Origin of the sequence: Streptomyces sp. 184 (genome assembly GCF_045781775.1) — a bacterium.
Lineage (GTDB): Bacteria > Actinomycetota > Actinomycetes > Streptomycetales > Streptomycetaceae > Streptomyces.
Genome location: NZ_CP123230.1, coordinates 4,898,920 through 4,922,352, shown reverse-complemented (window position 1 = coordinate 4,922,352; position 23,433 = coordinate 4,898,920). Strand labels below are relative to the sequence as shown.

At 74.7% G+C, this 23,433-nt stretch carries 21 protein-coding genes and 1 riboswitch; of the genes, 9 read left to right on the top strand and 12 right to left on the bottom strand.

Annotated features, from left to right (window positions below; translation table 11 throughout):
- Positions 1-165: 165 nt before the first annotated feature.
- The 4 genes from fmt to QBL21_RS20610 all read left to right on the top strand — a co-directional run bounded on the left by fmt (position 166) and on the right by QBL21_RS20610 (position 4,560).
- Positions 166-1,119, top strand: coding sequence for a methionyl-tRNA formyltransferase (gene fmt / locus QBL21_RS20625; protein ID WP_407563711.1), 954 nt, complete (start codon positions 166-168; stop codon positions 1,117-1,119).
- Positions 1,120-1,161: 42 nt separating this feature from the next.
- Entirely contained in the window at positions 1,162-2,580 is a 1,419-nt protein-coding gene (locus QBL21_RS20620; RefSeq protein ID WP_407563710.1) for an RsmB/NOP family class I SAM-dependent RNA methyltransferase, read from the top strand.
- 130 nt (positions 2,581-2,710) lie between these two features.
- Positions 2,711-3,400, top strand: coding sequence for a ribulose-phosphate 3-epimerase (rpe, locus tag QBL21_RS20615; RefSeq protein WP_407563709.1), 690 nt, complete (start codon positions 2,711-2,713; stop codon positions 3,398-3,400).
- A gap of 170 nt (positions 3,401-3,570) precedes the next feature.
- Positions 3,571-4,560: a sugar-binding transcriptional regulator gene (locus tag QBL21_RS20610; protein WP_407566490.1), complete on the top strand. Its 990-nt coding sequence runs from the start codon at positions 3,571-3,573 to the stop codon at positions 4,558-4,560.
- Between the two features lie 70 nt (positions 4,561-4,630).
- Here QBL21_RS20610 and QBL21_RS20605 read toward each other — a convergent pair whose 3' ends face one another.
- The gene (locus QBL21_RS20605; RefSeq protein WP_407563708.1) at positions 4,631-6,943 is read right to left on the bottom strand and encodes an ATP-binding protein; all 2,313 of its coding nucleotides are present in this window, start codon (positions 6,941-6,943) and stop codon (positions 4,631-4,633) included.
- Positions 6,921-8,102 (bottom strand): acyltransferase family protein, encoded by a 1,182-nt coding sequence (locus QBL21_RS20600; protein WP_407563707.1) that lies wholly within the window; start codon positions 8,100-8,102, stop codon positions 6,921-6,923. The genes QBL21_RS20605 and QBL21_RS20600 overlap by 23 nt, the downstream gene beginning before the upstream one ends.
- 151 nt (positions 8,103-8,253) lie before the next feature.
- On the opposite strand from QBL21_RS20600, the gene QBL21_RS20595 reads away from it, so the two are divergent.
- Positions 8,254-9,561: an MFS transporter gene (locus tag QBL21_RS20595; protein ID WP_407563706.1), complete on the top strand. Its 1,308-nt coding sequence runs from the start codon at positions 8,254-8,256 to the stop codon at positions 9,559-9,561.
- Positions 9,562-9,597: 36 nt separating this feature from the next.
- Here the strand turns inward: QBL21_RS20595 and dgoD are convergent, their stop codons facing one another.
- From dgoD to QBL21_RS20570, 5 genes are read right to left on the bottom strand one after another with little or no spacing between them, the layout of a single operon-like run.
- Entirely contained in the window at positions 9,598-10,746 is a 1,149-nt protein-coding gene (gene dgoD, locus QBL21_RS20590) for a galactonate dehydratase (protein WP_407563705.1), read from the bottom strand.
- A gap of 4 nt (positions 10,747-10,750) precedes the next feature.
- Positions 10,751-11,680 carry a carbohydrate ABC transporter permease gene (locus QBL21_RS20585; RefSeq protein WP_407563704.1) on the bottom strand — a complete coding sequence of 310 codons (930 nt, stop codon included), beginning with the start codon at positions 11,678-11,680 and terminating at the stop codon, positions 10,751-10,753.
- Entirely contained in the window at positions 11,677-12,639 is a 963-nt protein-coding gene (locus QBL21_RS20580) for a carbohydrate ABC transporter permease (protein ID WP_407563703.1), read from the bottom strand. The genes QBL21_RS20585 and QBL21_RS20580 overlap by 4 nt, the downstream gene beginning before the upstream one ends.
- Complete coding sequence (locus QBL21_RS20575; RefSeq protein ID WP_407563702.1) at positions 12,636-13,964, bottom strand: ABC transporter substrate-binding protein; 1,329 nt, start codon at positions 13,962-13,964, stop codon at positions 12,636-12,638. The genes QBL21_RS20580 and QBL21_RS20575 overlap by 4 nt, the downstream gene beginning before the upstream one ends.
- 30 nt (positions 13,965-13,994) lie before the next feature.
- The gene (locus tag QBL21_RS20570) at positions 13,995-16,034 is read right to left on the bottom strand and encodes a beta-galactosidase (protein WP_407563701.1); all 2,040 of its coding nucleotides are present in this window, start codon (positions 16,032-16,034) and stop codon (positions 13,995-13,997) included.
- A 100-nt stretch (positions 16,035-16,134) separates the two neighbouring features.
- Here QBL21_RS20570 and QBL21_RS20565 point away from each other — a divergent pair, with 100 nt between their 5' ends.
- Both QBL21_RS20565 and QBL21_RS20560 read left to right on the top strand, forming a co-directional pair.
- A complete protein-coding gene (locus QBL21_RS20565) occupies positions 16,135-16,926 on the top strand; it encodes an SDR family NAD(P)-dependent oxidoreductase (RefSeq protein ID WP_407563700.1) in 792 nt (263 codons plus the stop codon).
- Positions 16,927-16,988: 62 nt separating this feature from the next.
- The gene (locus QBL21_RS20560; RefSeq protein WP_407563699.1) at positions 16,989-17,780 is read left to right on the top strand and encodes a FadR/GntR family transcriptional regulator; all 792 of its coding nucleotides are present in this window, start codon (positions 16,989-16,991) and stop codon (positions 17,778-17,780) included.
- A 102-nt stretch (positions 17,781-17,882) separates the two neighbouring features.
- Here the strand turns inward: QBL21_RS20560 and QBL21_RS20555 are convergent, their stop codons facing one another.
- The 4 genes from QBL21_RS20555 to QBL21_RS20540 all read right to left on the bottom strand — a co-directional run bounded on the left by QBL21_RS20555 (position 17,883) and on the right by QBL21_RS20540 (position 21,165).
- Complete coding sequence (locus QBL21_RS20555; RefSeq protein ID WP_407563698.1) at positions 17,883-18,782, bottom strand: LysM peptidoglycan-binding domain-containing protein; 900 nt, start codon at positions 18,780-18,782, stop codon at positions 17,883-17,885.
- A gap of 6 nt (positions 18,783-18,788) precedes the next feature.
- Positions 18,789-18,963, bottom strand: a riboswitch (cyclic di-AMP (ydaO/yuaA leader).
- 103 nt (positions 18,964-19,066) lie between these two features.
- Positions 19,067-19,723, bottom strand: a complete 657-nt coding sequence (locus tag QBL21_RS20550; protein WP_407563697.1) for a hypothetical protein — start codon at positions 19,721-19,723, stop codon at positions 19,067-19,069.
- A 332-nt stretch (positions 19,724-20,055) separates the two neighbouring features.
- Positions 20,056-20,304 carry a DUF397 domain-containing protein gene (locus tag QBL21_RS20545; RefSeq protein ID WP_407563696.1) on the bottom strand — a complete coding sequence of 83 codons (249 nt, stop codon included), beginning with the start codon at positions 20,302-20,304 and terminating at the stop codon, positions 20,056-20,058.
- On the bottom strand, positions 20,305-21,165 hold the full coding sequence (locus QBL21_RS20540) for a helix-turn-helix domain-containing protein (protein WP_407563695.1): 861 nt from the start codon (positions 21,163-21,165) through the stop codon (positions 20,305-20,307).
- Between the two features lie 234 nt (positions 21,166-21,399).
- On the opposite strand from QBL21_RS20540, the gene QBL21_RS20535 reads away from it, so the two are divergent.
- Both QBL21_RS20535 and QBL21_RS20530 read left to right on the top strand, forming a co-directional pair.
- The gene (locus tag QBL21_RS20535; RefSeq protein ID WP_407563694.1) at positions 21,400-21,852 is read left to right on the top strand and encodes an ATP-binding protein; all 453 of its coding nucleotides are present in this window, start codon (positions 21,400-21,402) and stop codon (positions 21,850-21,852) included.
- Positions 21,849-22,262 carry a hypothetical protein gene (locus tag QBL21_RS20530; RefSeq protein ID WP_407563693.1) on the top strand — a complete coding sequence of 138 codons (414 nt, stop codon included), beginning with the start codon at positions 21,849-21,851 and terminating at the stop codon, positions 22,260-22,262. The genes QBL21_RS20535 and QBL21_RS20530 overlap by 4 nt, the downstream gene beginning before the upstream one ends.
- A gap of 174 nt (positions 22,263-22,436) precedes the next feature.
- On the opposite strand, the gene QBL21_RS20525 is transcribed toward QBL21_RS20530, so the two are convergent.
- Complete coding sequence (locus QBL21_RS20525) at positions 22,437-23,414, bottom strand: sugar phosphate isomerase/epimerase family protein (protein WP_407563692.1); 978 nt, start codon at positions 23,412-23,414, stop codon at positions 22,437-22,439.
- Positions 23,415-23,433: the final 19 nt, after the last annotated feature.

Here is a 23,433-nt window from a genome sequence, read left to right as displayed (position 1 = left end):
GAGCGTGCGGCCGACCGCACGCCCCTGGCGTATCCGGACCCTGACCTTCCGCCCGTGCCCGCCCCCGGGCCGGCCTGCGCCGGGTCCTAGACTTGGCGCACCCCGTCGCCGCCGCGCCGCACGACGCACCCGCTTCCGCCGCCGCCGAGAGGAACCGCACCACCCATGAGGCTCGTTTTCGCCGGTACGCCCGAAGTCGCCGTACCCGCCCTCGACGCCCTGCTGGCGTCGGACCGGCACGAGGTCGTCGCCGTCGTCACCCGGCCCGACGCGCCCGCCGGACGGGGCCGGCGGCTGGTGGCGAGCCCGGTCGCGCAGCGGGCCGCGGAGGCCGGCATCGAGGCGCTGAAGCCCGGGCGGCCCAAGGAGCCGGAGTTCCTGGACCGGCTGCGCGCCATCGGCCCCGACTGCTGCCCCGTCGTCGCCTACGGCGCCCTGCTGCCCGGGCCCGCGCTCGACATCCCCGCGCACGGCTGGGTCAACCTGCACTTCTCGCTGCTGCCCGCCTGGCGCGGCGCCGCGCCCGTGCAGCACGCGATCCTCGCCGGCGACGAGGTGACCGGCGCGACCACCTTCCGGATCGAGGAAGGGCTCGACTCCGGGCCGGTGTTCGGCGTCGTCACCGAGCAGGTGCGGCCCACCGACACCAGCGGCGACCTGCTGACCCGGCTGGCCATGGCCGGCGCCGGGCTGCTCGCCGCCACCATGGACGGGATCGAGGACGGCAGCCTCCAGGCCGTACCGCAGCCCGCCGAGGGCGTGACGTCGGCGCCGAAGATCCAGGTGGACGACGCGCGGCTGGACTTCGCCGCCCCCGCGCTGCGCGTCGACCGGGTGGTGCGCGGCTGCGCGCCGGCGCCCGGCGCGTGGACGACGTTCCGCGGCGAGCGGCTGAAGATCCGCGTCGTCACCCCGCGCCCCGAGCGCACGGACCTGGCGCCCGGCGAGCTGGCCGTGTCGAAGTCCGCGGTGCACGTCGGCACCGGTTCGTACGCCGTGGAGCTCCAGTGGGTGCAGGCCCAGGGCAAGCGGCCGATGGCGGCGGCGGACTGGGCGCGCGGCGTGCGCATCGCCTCCGGCGAACGCCTCGGCGACGGCCCCGGACCGGCCGGGGCGTAGGCTTCCGGTGTACGCAACTGCCAGCCCCGGAGCACATTTCACGTGAGCGACCAGCCGCGCCGTCGCCGGCCCGCCAAGCCCTACCGCAGGCCGCAGAAGGACCCCGTACGGATCCTCGCCTACGACGCGCTGCGCGCGGTCGACGAGCGCGACGCCTACGCCAACCTCGTGCTGCCGCCCATGCTCCGGCAGGCCCGCCGGCGCGACGGCTTCGACGCCCGCGACGCGGCGCTGGCCACCGAGCTGGTCTACGGCACGCTGCGCCGCCAGGGCACGTACGACCGGATCATCGCCGCCTGCGTCGACCGCCCCCTGCGCGAGGTCGACCCGGAGGTGCTGGACGTCCTCAGCCTCGGCGCCCACCAGCTCCTCGGCACCCGCATCCCCTCGCACGCCGCCGTCTCGGCGTCGGTGGAGCTGGCGCGGGTGGTGCTCGGCGACGGGCGGGCGCGGTTCGTCAACGCGGTGCTGCGCCGGATCGCCGCCCGCGACCTGGACGCCTGGCTGGCCGAGGTGGCACCGCCGTACGACGAGGACCCCGAGGAGCACCTGGCCGCCGTCCACTCCCACCCCCGCTGGATCGTCTCCGCCCTCTGGGACGCCCTCGGCGGCGGCCGGGCCGGGATGGAGGAGCTGCTCGCCGCCGACAACGAGCGGCCCGAGGTCACCCTCGTCGCCCGCCCCGGCCGGGCCACGCCGGCCGAGCTGAGCGGTGCCGACACGCTGCCGGGGCGCTGGTCCCCGTACGCCGTGCGGCTGGCCGAGGGCGGCGACCCGGGCGCACTGGACGCGGTGCGCGACGGGCGGGCCGGCGTGCAGGACGAGGGCAGCCAGCTCGTCGCGCTGGCGCTGGCCAACGCGCCCCTGGAGGGCCCCGACACCCGCTGGCTCGACGGCTGCGCGGGCCCGGGCGGCAAGGCGGCGCTGCTGGCGGCGCTGGCCGCGGAGCGCGGGGCGGCGCTGGTGGCGGCCGAGAAGCAGCCGCACCGGGCCCGGCTGGTCGCCCGCGCGCTGGCCGGCAACCCGGGCCCGTACCAGGTCGTCGTCGCCGACGGCACCCGCCCGGCCTGGCGGCCCGGCGGCTTCGACCGCGTCCTGGTTGACGTCCCCTGTACGGGCCTGGGCGCCCTGCGCCGCCGCCCCGAGGCCCGCTGGCGCCGCCGCCCGGAGGACCTGGAGGGCTTCGCGCCGCTCCAGCGGGCGCTGCTGGAGGACGCGCTGCGGGCGGTACGCACCGGGGGCGTCGTCGGCTACGTGACCTGCTCCCCGCACCCCGCCGAGACCCGCGCCGTCGTCGACGACGCGCTCAAGGCGGCCGGCGCCCCCGCCGCCGAGCTGCTCGACGCCCGCCCGCTGCTGCCCGGCGTACCGGACCTCGGCGACGGCCCGGACGTCCAGCTCTGGCCGCACCGCCACGGCACCGACGCCATGTACCTCGCGCTGCTGCGCCGCACGGGCTGAGCCCCGGTCCCGCCGCCCCGGGCGGAGGGACCGGCACCGAACCGACATTCCGGCCCCCGCGCGGTGAACGGGGAGTGGCAGCACGGGGACCGCGGCCCTTGCCGCCCCCCGGACGTGGCAGGCTGGGGGCATGGCCGTCCAGATCAACCCCAGCATCCTGTCCGCCGACTTCGCGCGGCTCGCCGAGGAGGCGGACGCCGTCTCCGGCGCCGACTGGCTCCACGTCGACGTCATGGACAACCACTTCGTGCCCAACCTGACCCTCGGCGTCCCGGTCGTCGAGTCGCTGCGCCGGGCCACCGACACCCCGCTGGACTGCCACCTGATGATCGAGGAGCCGGACCGCTGGGCCCCCGCGTTCGTGGACGCGGGCGCCGGCTCCGTGACCTTCCACGTCGAGGCCGCCGCCGCGCCCGTGCGCCTGGCGCGCGAGCTGCGCGCGAAGGGCGCGCGCGCCGCCATGGCGCTCAAGCCCGCGACCCCGGTCGAGCCGTACGAGGATCTGCTGCCCGAGCTGGACATGCTGCTGGTCATGACCGTCGAGCCGGGCTTCGGCGGCCAGGCGTTCCTGGACATCATGCTGCCCAAGGTGCGCCGCACCCGGGAGCTGATCGCCAAGCACGGCCTGGAGCTGTGGCTCCAGGTCGACGGCGGGGTCTCCGCCGAGACCATCGAGCGGTGCGCCGAGGCGGGCGCGGACGTGTTCGTCGCGGGCTCCGCGGTGTACGGGGCCGAGGACCCGGCCGCCGCCGTGGCGGCGCTGCGCGCCCAGGCGACGGCGGCGGGCGAGGGGGCGGTCTGGGCGACCGGCTGCCACTAGCGTCCGCGCGTACCGCCGCCGCAGCCCGCGCCCGCGGTCCCGGCCTCTCGGAGCCGGCGCCTGCGGACGCGGATCGTGAAAGTATGGACCACTGAAGCAGCGCCTTCCGAGCAGCGCCGCTGGGGAGAGCAAAGGAGATCGCGGTGTCGACGGGCCGGACGGCTGCGCGGATGGGACCCGCGGAGCTGGTACAGGCGGCGGCGATGGCTCGCCGTTTCTACCTTGAGGGCAAGTCCAAGATCCAGATCGCCGACGAGTTCGGGGTCAGCCGCTTCAAGGTCGCCCGGGTGCTGGAGACCGCGCTGGAACGCGACCTCGTACGGATCGAGATCCGCGTCCCCGCCGAGCTGGACGCCGAGCGCTCCGACGCCCTGCGCGCCCGCTTCGGCCTGCGCCACGCCGTCGTCGTGGAGGCGCCGGCCGACGCCGTGCCCGACACCCGCGACCCGGAGAACCTCGGCAGCGTCGCCGCCGACCTGCTCGCCGAGCTGGTCACCGAGGGCGACGTGCTGGGCCTGGCCTGGGGCCGGTCCACCATCAACATGGCGCAGGCGCTGCACCGGCTGCCCCCGTGCACCGTCGTGCAGCTCACCGGCGTCTACGACGCGGGCACCGCCGAGCGCGGGTCCGTGGAGGCCGTGCGCCGGGCCGCCGAGGTCGCCGGCGGCGAGGCCCACCCCATCTACGCCCCCATGCTGCTGCCCGACGCCGCCACCGCCACCGCGCTGCGCAGCCAGACCGGGGTGGCCCGCGCCTTCGAGTACTTCGACAAGGTGACCGTCGCCGCCGTCTCCATCGGCTCCTGGGAAGAGGGCATCTCCACCGTCCACGACATGCTCTCCGAGGAGGAGCGCGAACACTACGCCTCGCTGGGCGCCGCCGCCGAGATGTCCGCGCACCTCTTCGACGCCGACGGCCGGCGCATCGGCCGCGACCTGGGGGAGCGCTGCATCACCGTGGAGGCGGACCGGCTGCGCCGGATCCCCGAGGTGGTCGCCATCGCCGGGGGCGCGCGCAAGCGCGAGGCGATCGTGGCGGTGCTGCGCTCTGGCCTGGTCACCAGCCTGGTCACGGACACCGTCGCGGCGGACTACCTGCTGGACGAGGTGGCGCCGGGCCCGCGCCCCGCGCTGGAGCGCGCCGACCCCGACGACCTGTAGCACCCGCAGCATCGCGGGGCCCGTTCCGTACGGCGGCGAGGCTCCTCGCGTACGGACCGGGCCGCCGGCCTCACTCCGGCACCGCCTGCACAGGGGCGGACAGGACGGCCGGGATCTGGGAGCGCGAGGTGAAGCCGAACTTGGCGAGGATGTGCTCCACGTGCGCGTCCACCGTGCGCTTGGAGATCACCAGCTTCTCGGCGATCTCCCGGTTCGTCAGCCCTCTGGCCACCAGCGCCGCCACCTGCCGCTGCCGCGGCGTGAGACCGTCGCCCGCGCCCGGCGGCTGCGCCGGGGCCGCCGGCGCGGCCGGCGCCGCCTCGTCGGCGAGCGCCAGCGCCACGGCGGCGTCGGTGGGCAGCCGGCCGCCCTCGCGGAACGCGGTGTCGTAGCCGTCGTTGCCCAGCGCCTCGCGCGCCGCGTCCGCCGCGCCGCCGTGCAGGTCGTGCAGGACGGGGATGCCGAACCGGGCCTCCTTGACCGCCCGGCGCCACAGCGCGTCCGCCGCGCCCTGGAGCGCGGCCACCCGCTCGAAGTGCCGCAGCTCCGCGGCCCGCCAGGCGAAGCCCTCCAGGAAGTGCGCGATGCCCATCAGGTCGTGCAGCACGGCCTTGGCGCGGATGCCCTGCCGGGCGCACTCGATGCTCTCCAGTTGCTCGCCCTTCTGCCACAGGCCGATGCTCTTGACCCACAGCGCCCAGCCGCGCGACCACAGTTCGGCGGGGGTGTCCGCGTTGCGCCGCAGCGAGTCCTCGCTGAGTGTGAGGCCCTCGCCCGTACCGCCGTTGAGGACGTGGAAGAGGCCCGCGATGAAGCCGATCATCAGCAGCCCGGTCGCGTCGCCCTGCTCGGCCATCTCCCGGCGGGCCGCCTCGAAGCCCTCGGCGACGCCGTCGGCCCGGCCGCGGAAGTAGCGGGAGTGGTGGCGGAAGGTACGGGTCCAGGCGAGCCCCGCGCGGTCGTCCATGCGCAGCGCGAGGGCCTCGGCCTCGTCCAGCAGCGCGAAGGTGTCGCCGCGCTCGCCCTGCATGTCCATGAACCAGGAGGTCAGCCAGAGCGCCTTGACCCGCTCGCGGCGGTCCTCCGGGCAGCGGTCGAGGGCGCGGCGCAGCCAGTAGCGGCCCTCGGTGAGCAGCCCGGTGCAGTGCCAGTAGCCCCACAGCATCGTGGCCATCTTCAGGCCCGCGGAGCCGTCGGCCGGGTCGGCGACGCAGAACTCCAGCGCGACCCGTACGTCCGCCTGGTCGCGCACCATCTGCCGCAGCAGCACCGCCTGCCGGTCGCCGGTCCACTCGGCGTCGAACAGCCGCGCCCGGCGCAGGAAGTGGTCGCGGTGCCGGCGCCGGGTCCGCTCCGCCTCCGTGCCGGGGCCGAGCTGTTCGAGGCCGAACTCGCGGATGGTGTTGAGCATCCGGTAGCGGGTGCCGTCCTCGGACTCCACCCGCAGCACCACGGACTTCTCCACCAGCCCGATCAGCGCGTCGAGCACGCCCTCGACGGGCAGCGCCCCCTCCGCGCCCACCGCCTCGGCGACCTCCAGGCTGAACTCCCCGGCGCACACCGCGAGCCGGGACCACAGCAGCCGCTCGGGCGCGGTGGACAGCTCGTAGCTCCAGCCGATGGTGGTGCGCAGCGTCTGGTGGCGCGGCACGGCGGTGCGCCGGCCGCCGGTGAGCAACTGGAAGCGGTGGTCGAGCCGGTTGAGCATCTCCTCGGGCGAGAGCACCCGCAGCCGGCTGACGGCCAGTTCGATGGCCAGCGGGATGCCGTCGAGGCGGCGGCAGAGCGCGAGGACGTCGGAGCGGTTGTCGTCGTCGACGGTGAAGCCGGGCACGGCCGCGGCGGCCCGGTCGGTGAACAGCCGGAGTGCGTCGTCCGCGGGCCCGGAGTCCGCGACGGCCAGCGGCGGGACCGGCAGGATGTGCTCGCCCGCGACGTCGAGCGGCTGCCGGCTGGTGGCGACCACGTGCAACTGCGGCGCGGCGCGCAGCAGTTCCTCGACGAGCACCGCGCTGGCGTCGACCAGGTGCTCGCAGGTGTCGAGGATGAGCAGCGCCGTCTTGTCCTTGAGGTACGCGGCGAGCGCGTCCTGCGCGGGCAGCGCGGTCTGCTCCGGCACGTCGAGCGCGGCGGCGACGGTGTTGGCCAGCAGCCGCGGGTCGGCGAGGGCGGACAGCGGCACGAGGGTGACCCCGTCGGGGAAGCGGGAGCGCAGCAGGTGCGCGCCGCGCACGGCGGTACGGGTCTTGCCCACCCCGCCGGGCCCGGTGAGCGTGACCAGGCGGGCCTGCCGCAGACAGGTGTCGAGCAGCGCGAGCTCCTGCCGGCGGCCGACGAAGCTGGTGGCCTCGGCGGGCAGCTCACCGGCGCTGCGATTCCTCATCGTGGTCCCCCGGAGGTCGGTGACCGGGTGTCGACGTACGACCGACGGCCGTACAACCGACGACCGTAGGGGGCTCGCGGGCGGGCGTCGGAGCGAGTTCGCGGGATTCAACCGAACGGGGGGCGCGAGATGGCACAATGCCCGCCTGCCGGAACAGGGGCGCGAGCCGCGGCTCGACGGCCCACCGCAGCGCCCGGCGCACCGGGGGGGTGCACAGCAGCGCCACGCCCGCGGCGGCGGCCAGGGTGGCGGCGGGGGCCCCGGCGGGCGTGGACAGCCACGCGGGCTCGTACCAGCCGGCGTAGCGGGCGCCCTGGGTGGCGAAGGCGTGCAGCAGGTAGCCGTAGAGCGTGCCCGCGCCCAGCGCGGTGCACCACCGCCGCCGCCGCGGCACCCAGGCCAGGAACGCCGCCACCAGCAGCAGCGAGCAGCAGAACAGCAGAGGCGTGACGAGCAGCCCGGTGCGGCCGGAGTGGCCGATCTCCCGGGCGGCGGCGTTGTGGTAGAGCCAGCGCCGGTCGGTGTGCGGGCCGAGCAGGTACGCGGCCACCGGAGCGGCGACGAGCACCGCGGCGGCCGGCACCCGCGCCGCGCGCCGCCGCAGCAGCCGCAGCCGCTCCGGGGAGCAGGTCAGGCCGAGGACGAAGAACGGCAGGAGTTGCAGCACCCGTTGCAGCTCCAGGTCGCCGCCTGTCGGGGGTCCGGCGGTGGCGACCGCCGCCACCGCCAGCGCGACGGGCAGCGGCCGGCGCAGCGTCGTCCACAGCGGCACGGACAGCCGCCAGACGAAGAGCGCGAGCAGGAACCACGTCACGCCCCACGGGTCGAACAGGCTGAGAGGGCTCTCGTTGCCGCCGGCCCGGCCGAAGAGCGTGTACGCGGTCTCGAAGACCAGGTAGGGCACGACGAGGCCGGTGACCAGAGCGCGGGCCCGGCGGGGCGAGCCGTCCTGGCCGCGGGAGAAGTAGCCGGAGATCAGCACGAACGCGGGCATGTGGAAGGCGTAGACCGTCTCGTACGCCGCGGCGACCGCCCGGCTGCCGTCCACCAGCGGCTCCCAGGCGTGCCCGCAGGCGACGAGCACCACCGCCAGGAACTTGGCGTTGTCGAAGTACGGGTCCCGGGGGGCGCCGGGCCGCTCCTTGCCGTTGCCGGTCACCGATCTTCCCTATCACGCCGATGGGAATAGTAGGGAAACTCCCGGGGTCGGTACCGTGCGCTCCGGGCCGCCCGGGAAGCCCCGGCCGCCCCGCACGCCGGCCCGCGCGGACGATCTCGTACAGTGACGCCGACCCCGCCCTGGAGCGCGCATGACGGCCGACGCCCGCCGCACTGACCCCGCCCTCGCCACCCCCGCACCCGTACCCGCAACCGCACCCGGCCGGCTGCCGGGCGGCTCGCGGCGCTGGATGTGGCTGGCCGCCTGGCCGGTCGTCGCCGCGCTCGCGCTGTCGAACGAGCCCGCGCCGCTGTACGTGCTCTGGCAGGGCCGGTTCGGCTTCTCCGCCGCCACGATCACCCTGATCTACGCCGCCTACATCGCCGGGCTCCTCGTCACCCTGACGTTCGCCGGCACCCTCGCCGACCGGTACGGGCGCAAGCCGGTGCTGCTGCCGGGGCTGGCGCTGTCGCTGGTGGCCTCGGTGCTCTTCGCCACCGCGCAGTCGGTCGCCGTGCTGGGCGTGGCGCGGCTGCTGACCGGGTTCGCGGTGGGCGCGGTGCTGGCGGCGGGGATGGCGGCCGTGGCCGACCTGGCGCCGCCGGGCCAGAAGCAGTTCGGCGGGCTGGTCGCGTCCGCGTCGATGGTCGGCGGGGCGGCGCTGGGGCCGATGCTCGCCGGGGTGCTGTCGGAGACCCTGCCGCACCCCACGACGCTGGTGTTCGTGGTGCAGGCGGGGCTGCTGCTCGTCGCGGTGGCGGTGGTGCTGCGGATGCCGCTCGCCCGGCCGGGAGAGCCGCCGGCGGTACGGAGCGGGGGAGCGGACGCCGAGCCGGGGGGAGGGGGCGTAGCGGAGCCCGGGCCCCGGCGCGCGCGCCGGCTGGTGCGCATCCCGTCCGTGCCCCGCCCGCACCGCCGCACCCTGCTGCTCGGTCTGGCCGTCCTGGCCCCGGGCATGACCGCCACCGGCTTCGTGCTCTCCCTCGGCCCGTCCCTCCTGGCCGACCTGCTGGACAGCGACAACCGCGCGCTCGCCGGCGGCATGATCTTCCTGCTCTTCGCGGCGGCGACCGGCGTGCAGTTCGCGGTGCGGACCCTGCGGGTACGCGTTCTGTTCACCCTCGGCGCCGCGCTGACCTGCGCGGCCATGGCGGCGCTGGTGCTGGGCACCGCGCTCACCTCGGTGCCGCTGCTGCTCGCCGCCGCGGTGCTGGCCGGGCTCGGCCAGGGCAGCGCGCAGCTCGGCGGGCTCAGCACGCTCAGCGCCCGCATACCGGGCGCCCGGCTCGCCGAGGCCAACGCGGCGCTCACCGGCGGCGGTTACCTGATGGCCGGGGTGCTGCCCGTGGCCGCGGGCTACCTCAGCGACGCGGTGGGGCTGACGGCGGGCACCACCGCCTTCGGCATCGCCGTCGCGGTGCTGGTGACGGCCGGTGCGGTGGCGGCGACCCGCCGCTGAGCCGCCGGCACCGCCGCCGCGCGCGCCCCCGGGGCGTCACCACTCCGCGAACGACCCGTCCGGGTGCCGCCACACCGGGTTGTGCCAGCTCTCCGCCGTCCCGTCCGCGGCCCGTACCGCCCGCTCGTCGATCTGAACGCCCAGCCCCGGCCCGGTGGGCCGCAGCAGATGCCCGTCGTGGAAGCGGAAGACCTCCGGGTCGGCGACGTAGTCGAGCAGCTCCGCGCCGGTGTTGTAGTGGATGCCGATTGACTGCTCCTGGATGAGGAAGTTCGGCGTGCAGAACGCGAGTTGCAGGCTCGCGGCCAGCGCCAGCGGCCCCAGCGGGCAGTGCGGCGCGATCGCCACGTCGAACGTCTCGGCCAGCGAGGCGATCCGCCGGCACTCCGAGAGGCCGCCGGCGTGCGAGAGGTCCGGCTGGAGCACCGCGACGCCCGCCCGCAGCGCCGGCAGCACCTCGCCGCGCGAGAACAGCCGCTCGCCGGTGGCCACCGGCAGCGTCGTCGAGCCGGTGACCCGCTCCAGCAGATGCGTGTGCTCGGGCAGCACCGGCTCCTCCACGAACATCGGCGCGTACGGCTCCAGCACCCCGACCGCCCGGATGGCGCCGGCCGCGGAGAACCGCCCGTGGAAGTCGACGGCGAAGTCCCGCTCCGGCCCGAGCGCGTCGCGGACGGCCTCCGCGCGCTCGGCGACCCGGCGCAGGCCGGCGACGTTCGGCAGCCGGTCCATCCGCCCGGAGCCGTTCATCTTCACCGCCGTGAAGCCGGCCGCCACCTGCGCGGCGACCTGGTCGCGCACCTCGCCGGGCTCGTCGCCGCCGACCCAGCAGTACGCGCGGGCCCGCTCGCGCACCGGGCCGCCGAGCAACTGGTGCACCGGCGCGCCGAACGCCTTGCCCGCGATGTCCCACAGCGCCTGGTCGAGACCCGCGACGGCGGAGGAGAGCACCGGCCCGCCGCGGTAGAAGGAGCCCTTGGTCATGAGCTGCCAGTGGTCCTCGACGCGCAGCGGGTCGGCGCCGAGGAGGAACTGCTCGGCGAGTTCGTGGACGGCCGTGCGGACGGTCGCCGCCCGGCCCTCCACGACGGGCTCGCCCCAGCCCACGAGCCCGTCGTCCGTCTCGATCCGGCAGAACAGCCAGCGCGGCGGCACGGCGAAGGTCTCGACGCGGGTGATCCTCAACTCTTCACTCCTTGACGCTGCCCTCGGTCAGCCCGGTCCGCCAGAAGCGCTGGAGGACGAGCATCGCGACGGCCAGGGGTATGACGGAGACGAAGGCCCCGCCGATGGTGTACTGCGTGAGTTCCGGCACCCGGTCCGCGGCCTGCTGCCAGGTGACCAGCCCGAGGGTGATCGGGTACTTCCGGTCGTCGGAGAGCATCACCAGCGGCAGGAAGTAGTTGTTCCAGATGTGCACGAACTGGAAGAGGAAGACCGTCACCAGCGCCGGCGTCATGATCCGCAGCACCAGCGAGAAGAAGATCCGGCCCTCGCCCGCGCCGTCCACGCGCGCCGCCTCCAGCAGCGTGTCGGGCACCGCCGCCTCGGCGTAGATGCGGCACAGGTAGACGCCGAACGGGCTCACCACGCTGGGGATCAGGACGCCCCAGTAGGTGTTGGTCAGCTCCAGCTTGCTGAACATCAGGTACAGCGGCAGCGCCAGCGCCGTCGAGGGCAGCAGCACGCCCGCCAGCACGAACTTGAACACCGCCTCCCGGCCGGCGAAGCGGTACTTGGCGAGCGCGAAGCCGGCCGCGGCGGACAGCAGCGTCGCCACGACCGCGCCGACGCCCGCGTACAGCAGGGAGTTCAGCGTCCAGCGCAGATAGACGTGCCCGTCGTAGCCGAAGACCTGCCGGAGGTTGTCCCACAGCCGCGGGTCGTCGAACCACAGGCCGAAGGAGCCGTAGAGGCTGTCGTTCGACTTGGTGGCCGCGACCAGCAGCCAGTAGACCGGCAGCAGGAAGTACAGCGCGGCGGCCGTCAGTACGGCGACGAGGACGATACGGCCGGGGCGCGGCGCCCGGCGCCGCCGGGGCGTGGGCGGGGCGGGCCGGGGCCCGGCCGGCGGGGTGCCGGTGGTGCCGGTCGTGGTGGTCGTACCGGTGGTGCTCACCGCTCGCTCCTTTGCTTGCGGGTGACCAGGCTGAGGAACCCGAACGACAGCACCATGGCGACGACGGCGAGGATGACCGACTTGGCCGCGGCCAGATACAGGTTGGCGTTGGCGAAGGCGTCGAAGTACGCGCTGAGGTTGGGGGTGTAGTCGGTGGTCACGGCCGGGGCGACCTTCTTCAGCACCAGCGGCTCGGCGAAGAGCTGCATCGTGCCGATGATGGAGAACACGGTGGTGAGCACCAGCGCCGGCCGCACCAGCGGGATCTTGATGCGCAGCGCCGTCTGCCACGGCCCGGCGCCGTCGATCCGCGCGGCCTCGTACAGCTCCTGCGGCACGGACTTCAACTGGGCGATGATGATCAGCATGTTGTAGCCGGCGAACTCCCAGACCACGATGTTCGCGATCGACCAGAGCACGTTGTCGTAGCCGAGGAAGTCCGGCTGGAAGCCGAGGTCGCCGAGCACGTCGTTGACCGGGCTGACCCCGGGCACGTACAGGAAGCCCCACAGGATGGTGGCGATCACGCCGGGGATGCCGTACGGCAGGAAGTACGTGGCCCGCAGCAGGCCCGCCCAGCGGTCGGACACCTGGTCCAGCAGCAGGGCGAGCACCAGCGCCAGCAGCAGCATCACCGGCACCTGCACGATGCCGAAGAGCAGCACCCGGCCGAAGCCCTCGACGAACGTCTCCTGCTGGAGGGCCAGGGAGTAGTTCTCGAAGCCGGCGAAGCCGACGGACGGCTCGCCCAGGCCCATCGGGCCGCTGCGCTCGACCTTGAGCAGGCTCTGGTAGAAGGCGTAGAAGATCGGCACCACCATCGCGAACAGGTACAGCGCGAGGAACGGGCCCAGGAACGCCCACGCCCTGCGGTCCGGGCGGCTGCCGCCCCGGGCTCGGCCCCGGCCGCGGGCGGCGGGCGCCGGGCGCGCCGGTCCGGGTTTCCCGGAAGTGCTCATCGCGCGCTCCTCGCCTTGAGTCCCTTGGCCCTGAGGTCGTCCACGAACTTGCCCTCGGCGTCCTTCAGGGCGTCCGCGAGCGAGCCGTGGCCGGCCAGGGCGCGGCCGAAGCCGTCCTGGATGTGCGCGTACGACTGGGTGGTGGTCGGCCCGAAGCGCCAGGAGGTGTCGACGTTGCGGTCGGAGAGCTGGAAGACCTCGTTGTAGCGCTGGCCGCCGAAGAACGGGTCGGGCTTGCCGAGCGCGGAGTCCGCCAGCTCGATCCGCGCGGCCGGCCAGCCGTAGCCGGCGGCGATCAGCAGGTCGATCGCCGCGGGGTCGGTGTTGAGCCAGTGCGCGAACTCCAGCGCCTCCACCGGGTGCCTGCTGCCCTGGAGGATCGCGGTGGACGAGCCGCCCCAGTTGGACGAGGCGTGGGCCCCGCGCTCCCACTGCGGCAGCTCGGCGACCCGCCACCGGCCCTCGGTGCGCGGCGCGTTGCCGCGGATGAGCGCGTCGTACCACTGCGCGCCCGGCCAGGTGGCGAGCCCGCCCGTCTGGAGGCCCTTGAAGAACGCGGACTGCGAGTCCTGCACGGGCGCCACCAGGCCGTCGGAGACCATCCCGTCCCAGAAGTCGGCGACCTGGAGCGACTCCGGGCCCGCGAGGTCGACCACCCAGGTGTCGCCCTCGGTGCTCACCCAGCGGGCGCCGCGCTGCCAGGCGAAGGAGGAGAACCACTGGGCGTTGGCGGGCGGGAAGGCGGTGACGACGGAGCCGCCGCCACGCTTTCTGATCTTCACGGCGGCGGCCCGGTACTCGTCCCAGGTCGCCGGGACGTCGATGTCCCACCTGTCGAAGAGGTCCTCGCGGTAGAACAGGCCCATGGGGCCGGACGCCTGCGGGATGGCGTACGTCCTGCCGGCGAAGACGCCCTGCTGCCACTGCCAGTCGACGTAGGCGTCCTTCAGCTCGTCGGCGCCGTACTCGCTCAGGTCCGTCAGACCGTTGACGAGCATGAACTCGGGCAGCGCGTAGTACTCCACCTGCGCCAGGTCGGGCGGGTCGCCCGCGGTGAGGGAGGCGTGCATCTTCTGGTAGCCGCCGGAGGTGTTGGCGGGCACCGTCTGCACGTCGACCCGCACGTCCGGGTTCTGCTCGTTCCACAGCGCGACGGCCTTCTGGAGCGGCACCCAGGTCCAGAAGGCCAGCGTGATCTTCTGGCCCGGCCTGCGCCTGGTCGCCTCGGTCGTCCGGGCGGCGCCGACCTGCTCGCCGCAGCCCGCCAGGGCGGGCGCGGCGGCCGCCGCGGCGCCCCACGTCAGGACCTCTCTTCGGGTGGGCATCCGACCTCCTCGTCAGGTGCTCCTCAGGACTCAGAACTGGAGTACGACGACTCCGCGGGCGGGCAGTTCGACGGCGGCGACCGGGCCGGCCGCGGGGTCCGCGCCGTCGCCGGCGAGCGGGTGCATCGGCTCGGGCAGGGTGACGGTCGCGGCGCTCGCGCCGTGGTTGAGCAGGAACAGGAAGCGCTCGCCCGGGCCGCCCGCGGCCTCCGCGCCGCCCGCGCCGTCCGACCCGCCCGCGGCCTCGCGCACGGTGGCCTGGACGCCCGCCGGCAGCCCCGGCAGCAGCGGCGCCACCGCGGCCCCGGCGCGCACCCGGTCGACCAGGGTGCGCATCGCCGCCGGGGTGAGCCGGGTGCCGGCGTACCAGGCGACCCCGTCCCCGTACGCGTGCCGGGTGAGCGCGGGCCGCCCGGCCAGCTCGCCGGCGCCGAACGCGGCGACGGCCTCGGCGCCTTCGAGGTCGATCGCCTCGGACCACAGGTCGCCGCTGCCGGCCAACTCCCCGGTCAGCGGCAGGCTCTGCCCCTCGGCCAGCGGCCAGAACTCCTCCACGCGCAGCCCCAGCACCTCGCGCAGCGGCGCCGGGTAGCCGCCGAGGTGGACGTGGTCGTGGTCGTCGGCGATGCCGGTGAAGTACGAGACGAGCAGGTGGCCCCCGGCGCGTACGTACTCCGTGAGCCGGGCCCCCGTCTCCGCGTTCATCAGGTACAGGTTCGGCACCACCACGAGCCGGTACGCGGACAGGTCGCGGTCCGGCGGCACCACGTCGCACGGCACGCCCGCCTCGAACAGCGGCCGGTAGTGCCGGCGCAGCGTCTCGGCGTAGTCGAGGTCCCCGGACGGGTGCGAGCCCTGCTCCAGGGCCCACCAGTTGTGCCAGTCCGCGAGGAGCGCCACCTCCGGGCGCGAGCGCGTGCCGGCGAGCTGCGGGACGGCGCCCAGCTCCCGGCCCAGCGCGCTCACCTCCCGGAAGATCCGGGTGTCGGTGCCGGCGTGCGGCACCATCGCCGAGTGGAACTTCTCGGCGCCGCCGGGGGTCGCGCGCCACTGGAAGTACAGCACCGCGTCCGCGCCCTGCGCGACGGCCTGCCAGCTCCACAGCCGCATGGTGCCGGGCGGCTTGGGGCTGTTGCGGGCCCGCCAGTTGACGGCGCTGGGGGCCTGCTCCATCAGCATCCACGGGCGGCCCGCGCCCGCGGAGCGCGTGATGTCGAAGGCGAGGCCGGCGAGGACGTGGGTCTGCGGGTCGTACGGGTCCTGGTAGAAGTCCAGCGCCTGGACGTCCTCGTGCTCGGCCCAGGAGTACGGGTCGACGGGCTTGTGCAGCGGCATGTGGTTGGTGGTGACGGGCACGTCGGGGGTGATCCGGCGCAGCACCTCCCGCTCCGCCAGGTAGCAGCGGAGCAGGGCGTCGTCGCAGAAGCGCGCGAAGTCGAGCACCTGGGCCGGGTTGGGGTGCGTGGGGGTGGTGCGCGGCGGGAGCACCTGCTCGAACGTGCCGTAGCGCTGCGACCAGAAGGTGGTGGCCCAGGCGGTGTTGAGCGCCTCGACGGTGCCGTAGCGCTCGCGCAGCCAGCGGCGGAAGTCGGCGGCGGAGACGTCGCAGTAGCAGCGCGGGTTGGAGCAGCCGTACTCGTTGCCGATGTGCCAGTTGTCCAGGGCGGGGTGGGTGGCGTAGCGGGTGGCCAGTTCGGTGACCAGGCGGACGGCGCGCTCGCGGTAGACCGGGCTGGAGGGGCAGAAGTGCTGCCGCGAGCCGGGCCAGGCGCGGATGCCGTCGGCGTCCTGCGGCAGGATCTCGGGGTGCTCCTCGCTCAGCCACGGCGGCGGGGAGGCGGTCATGGTCGCCAGGCTGACGCGGATGCCCGCGCCGTGCAGGTCGTCCAGCACGCGGCCGAACCAGTCGAAGTCGTACGCGCCGGGCCGCGGTTCGACCAGCGCCCAGGAGAAGATCCCGGCGGTCACCATGGAGACCCCGGCCTCCTTCATCAGCCGGATGTCCTCGGCCCTGACCTTCTCGGGCCAGTGCTCGGGGTTGTAGTCGCCGCCGAAGTGGATGCGCGCCACGCTGCCTCCGCCCCTCTTGCTCAATTCTTAATTTACGAATTAACCTGCGGGCAACGTAGAAGTGCCGCGGCAGATCCGTCAACACCCGGAGCGTGACCTCGTGACAGCAGCCGCAGCCGTGCAAGTGCCGTACCCCGCCCGCTTCGCCGGGCGTACCGCCGTGGTCACCGGCGCCGCCGCAGGCATCGGCGCGGCCACCGCCCGCCGGCTCGCCGCCGAGGGCGCAGCCGTCGTCCTCGCCGACATCGACGGCGACCGGGCGGAGGCCACCGCCGCGGAGATCACCGCCGCCGGCGGCACGGCCGCCGCCGTCGCCGCGGACGTGGCCGAGGAGGACGGCTGGACGCGGATCCTGGCCGCGGCCGGGTCCTTCGGGCCCGTCGGCGTCCTCGTCTCCAACGCCGTCGTCGTCGACGTCGCCCCCGCGCACGAGACCTCCACCGCCTCCTGGCGGCGCCAGGTCGACGTCGGCCTGACGGCCGCGTTCCTCGGCTTCCGCGCCTGCCTGCCCGGCCTGCGCGGCCGGCCGGACGCCCCCGGCGCCGCGGTGCTCGTCTCGTCCGTGCACGCCAGGCACGGCATCCCCGGCCACCCCGCCTACGCCGCCGCCAAGGGCGGACTGCTCTCGCTGGCCGGCCAACTCGCCGTGGAGTACGGCCCGTCGGTGCGCGTGAACACCGTGCTGCCCGGCCCGGTGCTCACCGGGCTGTGGGACCGCGTCCCCGAGGAGGACCGCAGGGCCAGCGCCGAGCAGACCGCCGCGCGGCGGCTGGGCGCGCCGGCGGAGGTGGCCGCCGCGGTCGCCTTCCTCGCCTCGCCGGAGGCGTCCTACGTCACCGGCACCAGCCTGGTCGTGGACGGCGGCTGGAGCGTCGTAAAGTCATCGGCCTGAGCGGGGCGCCACGGGGGCGGCGGAAAGCACCGGAGCAGGACGACAGGGAGGAGCGAGCGGTCATGTCGGGTTACGCCCGCCGCGGGGTGCACGGGCAGACGGTGGAGACCCTCGCGCACCGCGTCCTCGGGGGCGAGATCGCCGAGGGCGCCACCCTCGACCTCGCCGCCCTCCAGGCCGAACTGGGCGTCAGCCTCACCGCGCTGCGCGAGTCGCTGAAGGTGCTGGCCGCCAAGGGCATGGTCGACGCCAGGCAGAAGCGCGGCACGTTCGTCCGGCCGCGCGCCGACTGGAACCTGCTCGACGCCGACGTGCTGCGCTGGCGCTTCGAGACCGCCGGGCGGCAGCAGGACGGCGGCGGGGCCGCCTCCCCGCTGCTGCGCGACCTGGACGAGGTGCGCGGCATCGTGGAGCCGGCCGCGGTCCGGCTGGCGGCGGTGCGGCGCACCGCGGCGGACCTGGCGGCGCTGGACACGGCGCTCGCGGCGATGGCCGCCGCGCGGGACGGGGCGGCCGAGGCCGTCGCGGCGGACCTCGCGTTCCACCGCGCCCTGCTGGCCGCCTCGCACAACGAGCTGCTGGAGCGCATGGATCTGGTCATCGCCAGCGGACTGGCCGCCCGCGACCGCCTGGTGCACGGCCCCGGGCACCATCCGCAGGACCCGGTGCCGGGGCACCGCGCCGTGCTGGAGGCGATACGGGCCGGGGACCCGGACGCGGCGGAGTCCGCGATGCGCACGCTCCTCGCGCAGGCGGCGCGGGACCTGGCGGAGCTGTCCGCACGGCCGGCGCCGGCACAGGAGTCCCGGCGCGCAGCAGAGGGCGCACCGGAGGAGCAGGCGGCGGGGGCGTAGCCCGTACGACAGGCGCGCCCCGCCGCGCGGACGGATCCGTGCGACGGGGCGGCAGGGGACTCCCGCGGGCCCGGGGCCCCTGCGTCGGTACCTGGTGGAGCGTCAGTACCAGTTGTTGGCCTGCCAGAACTCCCACGCGCTGCACGGGCTGCCGTAGCGGTCGTTCATGTAGTCCAGGCCCCACTTGAGCTGGGTGACCGGGTTGGTGCGCCAGTCGGCGCCGGCCGAGGCCATCTTGTCGCCCGGCAGCGCCTGCATCAGGCCGTACGCGCCGGAGCTGGGGTTGGTCGCGGTGTGGTCCCAGCCGCTCTCCCGCTCCACGATGTTGCTGAAGCAGGTGAACTGGTCCGCGGGCACGATCTCCCGGGCCGCGGCCTGGATGCCGGACTCGCTGGTCGGGACGCTCGCCTGCTGCGCCTCGGTGGCACCGCCGGAGCCGCCGGAACCGGCGGCGGACGACGAGCCGTTCGGGTCGATGGCCTTGCCGACCTTGCCGCCCTCGGTGTCGATGCGCAGCTCGGTGCCGACCTTCAGCGCGGCCGGGTTGTCGCCGATGGCCTTCTCGTTGTCGACGTAGACCCGCTGCCAGCCGCCGGGCACGTCGTACTTCGCGGCGATCTTGGACAGCGTCTCGCCGGCGCCGACGGTGTGCTCGACGTAGCGCTGCTGCTTCTTCTCGGTCTTGGCGGCGCTCTGGTCGGCTTCGGTGGGCTTGCTCGCGGCCTTCTTCCCCTCCAGGTCCAGCTCCTGGCCCGGGAGGATCAGGTGGGGGTTGTCGCCGACGGCTTCCTTGTTGGCCTCGTACAGCCGCTGCCAGTCGGCACCGAAGCCGTTGTCCTCGGCGATCTCCGAGAGTGTGTCGCCCTTTTCGACCGTATAGGCGTGCGCGGCGGTCGCCGCGATTCCGCCGGCGACGGGGAGGGCTATGCCCACCCCCGCGGCAGCGGCGTAGCGGCGGGTGGAGCGCGACTTGGGCGCGCGCCGGGTGCCGGTTCCGGCCATGTTGGCTCGCTCTTTCTCCGACGCCTGCGAAGTGAGCTGTCGGGTTCGGGCTGGAGTTGCCCGGCCGCGTCGTGCTGTGCGGCTTCACCCCGAGTCGGGGAGTCCGGTGCGCTTTGCCACCGTGCCTCCGGCCGACGGAGAAGTGGTTCCCCCGCTCCTGCCCGAACGGCTGTGGGGACGACGGTTCCGGGCTCCGACGGGCAGGACTCGGCGTACCGGAGCGCGGTGCTCGCGTCTGCGAACGTCTGGGACACTAGGAGATCGAACGGCAGATCACAAGAGGATCACGAGGATCCACGCATAGTCTGACGCTCCGTGGTGACGCGCGCACGCGTGGGGCGGCTGGGGCGGGTGTGGCGAACGGCACTCGAACCGCGGCGCAGCGCCTCCAACAGCGGCTGTCCCGCCGGTACGACGAGACCGTGCACCCCGCGGTCCGCGGCGCCGGCCAGCACGGCCCGCCAGGCGTCCGGTCCGGCGGGCGCCGCCACCGGGGTCCAGCGCCCGGCGCCCGGCTCCTCGTACCCGGGGGCGGCGGGCGCGAGACGGCGGAAGGCGGGCACCGTCGGGGCGACGGCGACGAGTTCCGCGCACCGCCGGGTGTCGGCGGCCAGCGCCAGCCGGCGGTCGCTGAGCAGTGCGACGGTGGCCAGCGCCCGCGCCAGCAGCGCGGCCTGCGGGACGCTGTCGGGCAGCGTGACGACCAGCTTCGCCCGGTTCGTGGCGGTGGCCAGGGCGGCGGCGAGCGCGAGCACGTCGTGCGCCGGGTCCGGACCGCCGTCCAGCCACAGCGCGTCGGCGCCTGCGGAGTCGTACGCCGCGCACTCGGCGAGCCAGGCGGCGGGCGCCTGGGGAAGCCGGGGGAGCAGCACCCCGACATGGACCGTCCGCCGGGCACCGGCCGGGGCCGTGCCGGGGGACGGGGGTGTGGATGCGCTCATCGTCTGCCTCCCCGAGTGGCTGATGAGGGCCATCGGGGGCATACCGTACGCCGATACGTCGCGGAAGGCAGCGGTTCGTACACCCACGGTTCATGATTTTTGAAATTTCAGGTGCCCCGCGGCCGCGCGGCACCGCGCGGAAACACCCCGCGAACACCGAGGGAGGGGACCCCCCCGGGGTGTCCCCTCCCTCTCTGTACTCCCGGCCGGTGGCCCACGTCAGTGCATGCGGGCCACACCCCCGTTCGCCGGGATGGGCTCGCCGTCCGAGACGGACGGCGAGTGGTCCGGTCGGCGCCGCAGCCCGTGCGCGGGCACGGCGCCGGGCGCGGTCATGCCGGGCTCCGCGAGAGCAGGAAGTCCGCGTCGCCCGCCTTGGCGCCCTCGATGAACGCGTCCATCTCACCGGGGGTGTAGATGAGGGCGGGGCCGTCCGGGTGGGCCGAGTGCCGCACCGCGATCCGGCCGTCCTTGAGCTTCATGGCCTCGACGCAGTTGCCGCCGTTGCCGCCGCTCCACGGCTTGTGCCAGCCCTCGGCGCCGAGGTCCGCGGCCGGCATACCGTTGTAAATGCGTTCCATTCACAGCTCCTTGCGGAAGTCCCGGAGGATCTCCTTCGTGCGTTTCGCCGTCGCCGCCTGGGCCGCCATGTGGTCCAGGGCGGCGAGGTGTGTGGCCACCTCGTGCCGGCCGTCGAGGTAGACGGCACCGGTGAGGTACTCGGTGTAGATCATGTCCGGCAGCTCGGGCACGGCGAACCGGAAGAGGACGAAGGGGCTGTACGTGCCCGGGTGGTGCCCGGTGCGGAACTCCGCCATCTGGAGCGTGACGTTGGGCTGGGAGGCGACGTCGAGGAGCCGGTCGACCTGCGCGCGCATCACCGCCCCGTCGCCCACCGGGCGGCGCAGTACCGTTTCGTCGACGATCGCCCAGAACCGCGGCGCGTGCTCGCGGGTGAGCAGCTCCTGCCGCTCCATCCGCAGCGCGACGTGCCGCTCGATCTCGGCGGACTCCACGCGGCCGAGGGAGCCGACCTTCAGCACGTGCCGCGCGTAGTCCTCGGTCTGGAGCAGGCCGGGCACGAAGTGCGGCTCGTACGACCTGATGAGCGACGCCGCGCCCTCCAGGCTCACGTACATGCTGAACCAGTCGGGCAGGATGTCGTGGAAGCGCTGCCACCAGCCGGGCTCGTTGGCCTCCTCGGTCAGCGCGACGAAGGACTCGACCTCCTCCCGGTCGATGCCGTACGTCTGGAGCAGCACCTGCACGTACGGGACCTTCAGCGCGACCTCGGCGGTCTCCATCCGGCGCACGGTGGCGGGGGCGACGCGCAGGATCCGGGCGGCCTCCTCGCGCTTGAGCCCGGCCTGCTCGCGCAGCTCCTGGAGCCGCTTGCCGAGCACGACCTGCCCCACGGTCGGCGCGGACCGCGGTTCGCTCACCCCATACCTCCCTGTCGGACTGCCTCAAGCAGTGTGCCACGCCCGGAGCTTGGCGGACACAGTGCAACCGCAACTCTGAAAAATTCACAGTGGGGGTTGCCAAGTGGCCGCGGCGGGACCATAGTTTGGAACGTGAGCCAGTCCACACAGCCGCATCGTTCGGGGGTCGTGACGCAGGTCCCCGGCATGCCGGGGACCCGTTCGGGGGCCGATGCGGCGCGGTGCGGTTTCGAGGTGCCAGGCAAGGCGGAGGCCATTGCGGTCGCGCGTCGGCTGGCCCGCGAGCAACTGCACCGCTGGGGGGTGGAGGGCGAGGTCGGCGACAGTGCCACCCTCGTCCTCTCGGAACTGGTGACCAACGCACTGCTGCATACGGGGAGTCGGCGCATAGGCTGCGAGCTGCGGTGCAGCGCCGATCGCCTGCGGCTGGCCGTCACCGACCAGGGTGCCGAGCCGGGAAGCCTGCGGGTGCAGCGGTCGTCCGCGGACGAGCAGGGTCGGGGGCTCCTGCTCGTCACCGCGGTGAGCAGCAGTTGGGGTGCATACGACGCGCGGCCCGGCCCGGGTCTGGTGGTCTGGGCGGAGCTGCTGCGCGAGGTGTCGGCGGCCGGGGGAGCCGCCGCGCCGCGCGTGTCGGGGGCCCGTACGGAATTCGGCCGGTCGGTCGGCGAGCGGGCGGCCGGATGATGCGCACCGAGCCCGGCGGCCGGCTCCGGCTGGCCGTGCCGGGCACGGGCGGCGCGGCGCTCGGCTGCGACGCGGTGGGTGTGCCGGAGCGGGTCGGGTACGACGTGATGCCCCGGCTGCCCCGCGTCGGCTGCGTCTTCGCCGACGGCAGCCGCTGGTGGTGGATCGTGCCGGCCGGCTCCGACCTCGGCCTCCAGTGGCCGCGCGGCGTCGACTACGCCCCGGGCGCCGCCGTCTCCGGCGCGGCGGCCGGCCCCGCCGTACCCCGGCTGGTGCACCGGCCGGCGGACGGGATCCCGTACACTCCCCCGATCCCGCTGTACCTGCTGGTCTGCCGGCGCACCGGCGTCGAGCCCGCCTGGTCCTGCGACGTCGCCTGGGCGGCGGGGGACCGCAGCGACGCCGCCTGAAGCGTCCGCGGCGGACCGGTCGGCGGGCACCTCCTCGTTCTTCGGTTGCGGGGGAGGTGCCCGCGGCCGGCCCGCCGCGGGTACGAACGCCCACGGGACCCGCACCACCGCCGGCGGCGGTACGGGTCCCGCGGATCGTGCGCTTCGTGCCTGCCGTGTCTGCGGTGGGAGGGTTCAGCAGCCCCGGCCGCGCAGCGCCACCATCGCGTCGTAGCTCGCCTCGGCCGCCCAGATCGAGCCCTGCGGCTCCTGCGGACCGCGGTCCTGCTCCCAGAAGTACAGCGGCAGCCCCGGCTTGCGCAGCCCGCTGAAGAAGCGGCGGAAGTCCAGCTCGCCCTGGCCGAAGACGACGTCGCGGTACTGGTTCGTCTGCGCCGGGTCCCGTACGCCGTCCTTGACGTGGAAGGCGATGTAGCGGTGCGGGGCGGCGTTGACGTAGTCCAGCGGGTCGAACTCGCCGAGCTGGTCGCGGAAGCGGACCGAGGCGCCGAACGCCCAGAGGATGTCCAGCTCCAGGAAGACGTAGCGCGGGTCGGTGCCGCTCAGGAACAGGTCGTGGCGCCGCTTGCCCGGCCGGTCGCTGACCGGGCCGAACTCGTTGGTGTGGTTGTGCTGGTAGATCTTCAGCCCGTGCCGGCGGGCCGCCTCGCCGGACTCGTTGAAGCGGTCGGCGCCGGCCTGGATCTCCGCCGCCGTCCCGCCGGGGAAGTCGCTGGCGGTGCCGACGTAGTCCATGCCGAGGGCGGCGGCGTTCTCGAACTCCTGCTCGCGGGTGTCCGCGTTGAGCAGCGCGTCGAGTCCGACGTGGGCGCCGCCGGCGCGCAGGTCGAGGTCGTCGAGCAGCTTGCGCAGCTTGGGTACGGTCATGTCCGGCTCGGCCGGCGAGGTGTAGCCGGCGAACTCGATGTGCTTGTAGCCGATCCCGGCCAGCTCCGTCAGCACGGGCGTGAAGCCGCGCTGCTGGATCTGGTCGCGGACGCTGTAGAGCTGGAGGCCGATACGGCCCCGGGGGATCAGACGGCCGCGGCCGTGCCCGCGGGCGGCGGCGGGGGCCGCGAGGGCCCCGGCGCCCGCGGCGACGGCGGCGGTGCCGGCCGCGGTACCGGCGGCGGCCCGGAGGAATCCACGGCGGTGCAGGCTGGGCTTGCTCATGTCGTGTCTCTCCTGCGAA

What these genes read in the sequence shown, in the direction of transcription:
- fmt (WP_407563711.1), top strand. Translation starts at nt 166, where the DNA reads ATGAGGCTCGTTTTCGCCGGTACGCCCGAAGTCGCCGTACCCGCCCTC.
- rpe (WP_407563709.1), top strand. Translation starts at nt 2,711, where the DNA reads ATGGCCGTCCAGATCAACCCCAGCATCCTGTCCGCCGACTTCGCGCGG.
- QBL21_RS20610 (WP_407566490.1), top strand. Translation starts at nt 3,571, where the DNA reads ATGGGACCCGCGGAGCTGGTACAGGCGGCGGCGATGGCTCGCCGTTTC.
- QBL21_RS20605 (WP_407563708.1), bottom strand. Translation starts at nt 6,943, where the DNA reads ATGAGGAATCGCAGCGCCGGTGAGCTGCCCGCCGAGGCCACCAGCTTC.
- QBL21_RS20595 (WP_407563706.1), top strand. Translation starts at nt 8,254, where the DNA reads ATGACGGCCGACGCCCGCCGCACTGACCCCGCCCTCGCCACCCCCGCA.
- QBL21_RS20580 (WP_407563703.1), bottom strand. Translation starts at nt 12,639, where the DNA reads ATGAGCACTTCCGGGAAACCCGGACCGGCGCGCCCGGCGCCCGCCGCC.
- QBL21_RS20575 (WP_407563702.1), bottom strand. Translation starts at nt 13,964, where the DNA reads ATGCCCACCCGAAGAGAGGTCCTGACGTGGGGCGCCGCGGCGGCCGCC.
- QBL21_RS20560 (WP_407563699.1), top strand. Translation starts at nt 16,989, where the DNA reads ATGTCGGGTTACGCCCGCCGCGGGGTGCACGGGCAGACGGTGGAGACC.
- QBL21_RS20555 (WP_407563698.1), bottom strand. Translation starts at nt 18,782, where the DNA reads ATGGCCGGAACCGGCACCCGGCGCGCGCCCAAGTCGCGCTCCACCCGC.
- QBL21_RS20550 (WP_407563697.1), bottom strand. Translation starts at nt 19,723, where the DNA reads ATGAGCGCATCCACACCCCCGTCCCCCGGCACGGCCCCGGCCGGTGCC.
- QBL21_RS20545 (WP_407563696.1), bottom strand. Translation starts at nt 20,304, where the DNA reads ATGGAACGCATTTACAACGGTATGCCGGCCGCGGACCTCGGCGCCGAG.
- QBL21_RS20530 (WP_407563693.1), top strand. Translation starts at nt 21,849, where the DNA reads ATGATGCGCACCGAGCCCGGCGGCCGGCTCCGGCTGGCCGTGCCGGGC.
- QBL21_RS20525 (WP_407563692.1), bottom strand. Translation starts at nt 23,414, where the DNA reads ATGAGCAAGCCCAGCCTGCACCGCCGTGGATTCCTCCGGGCCGCCGCC.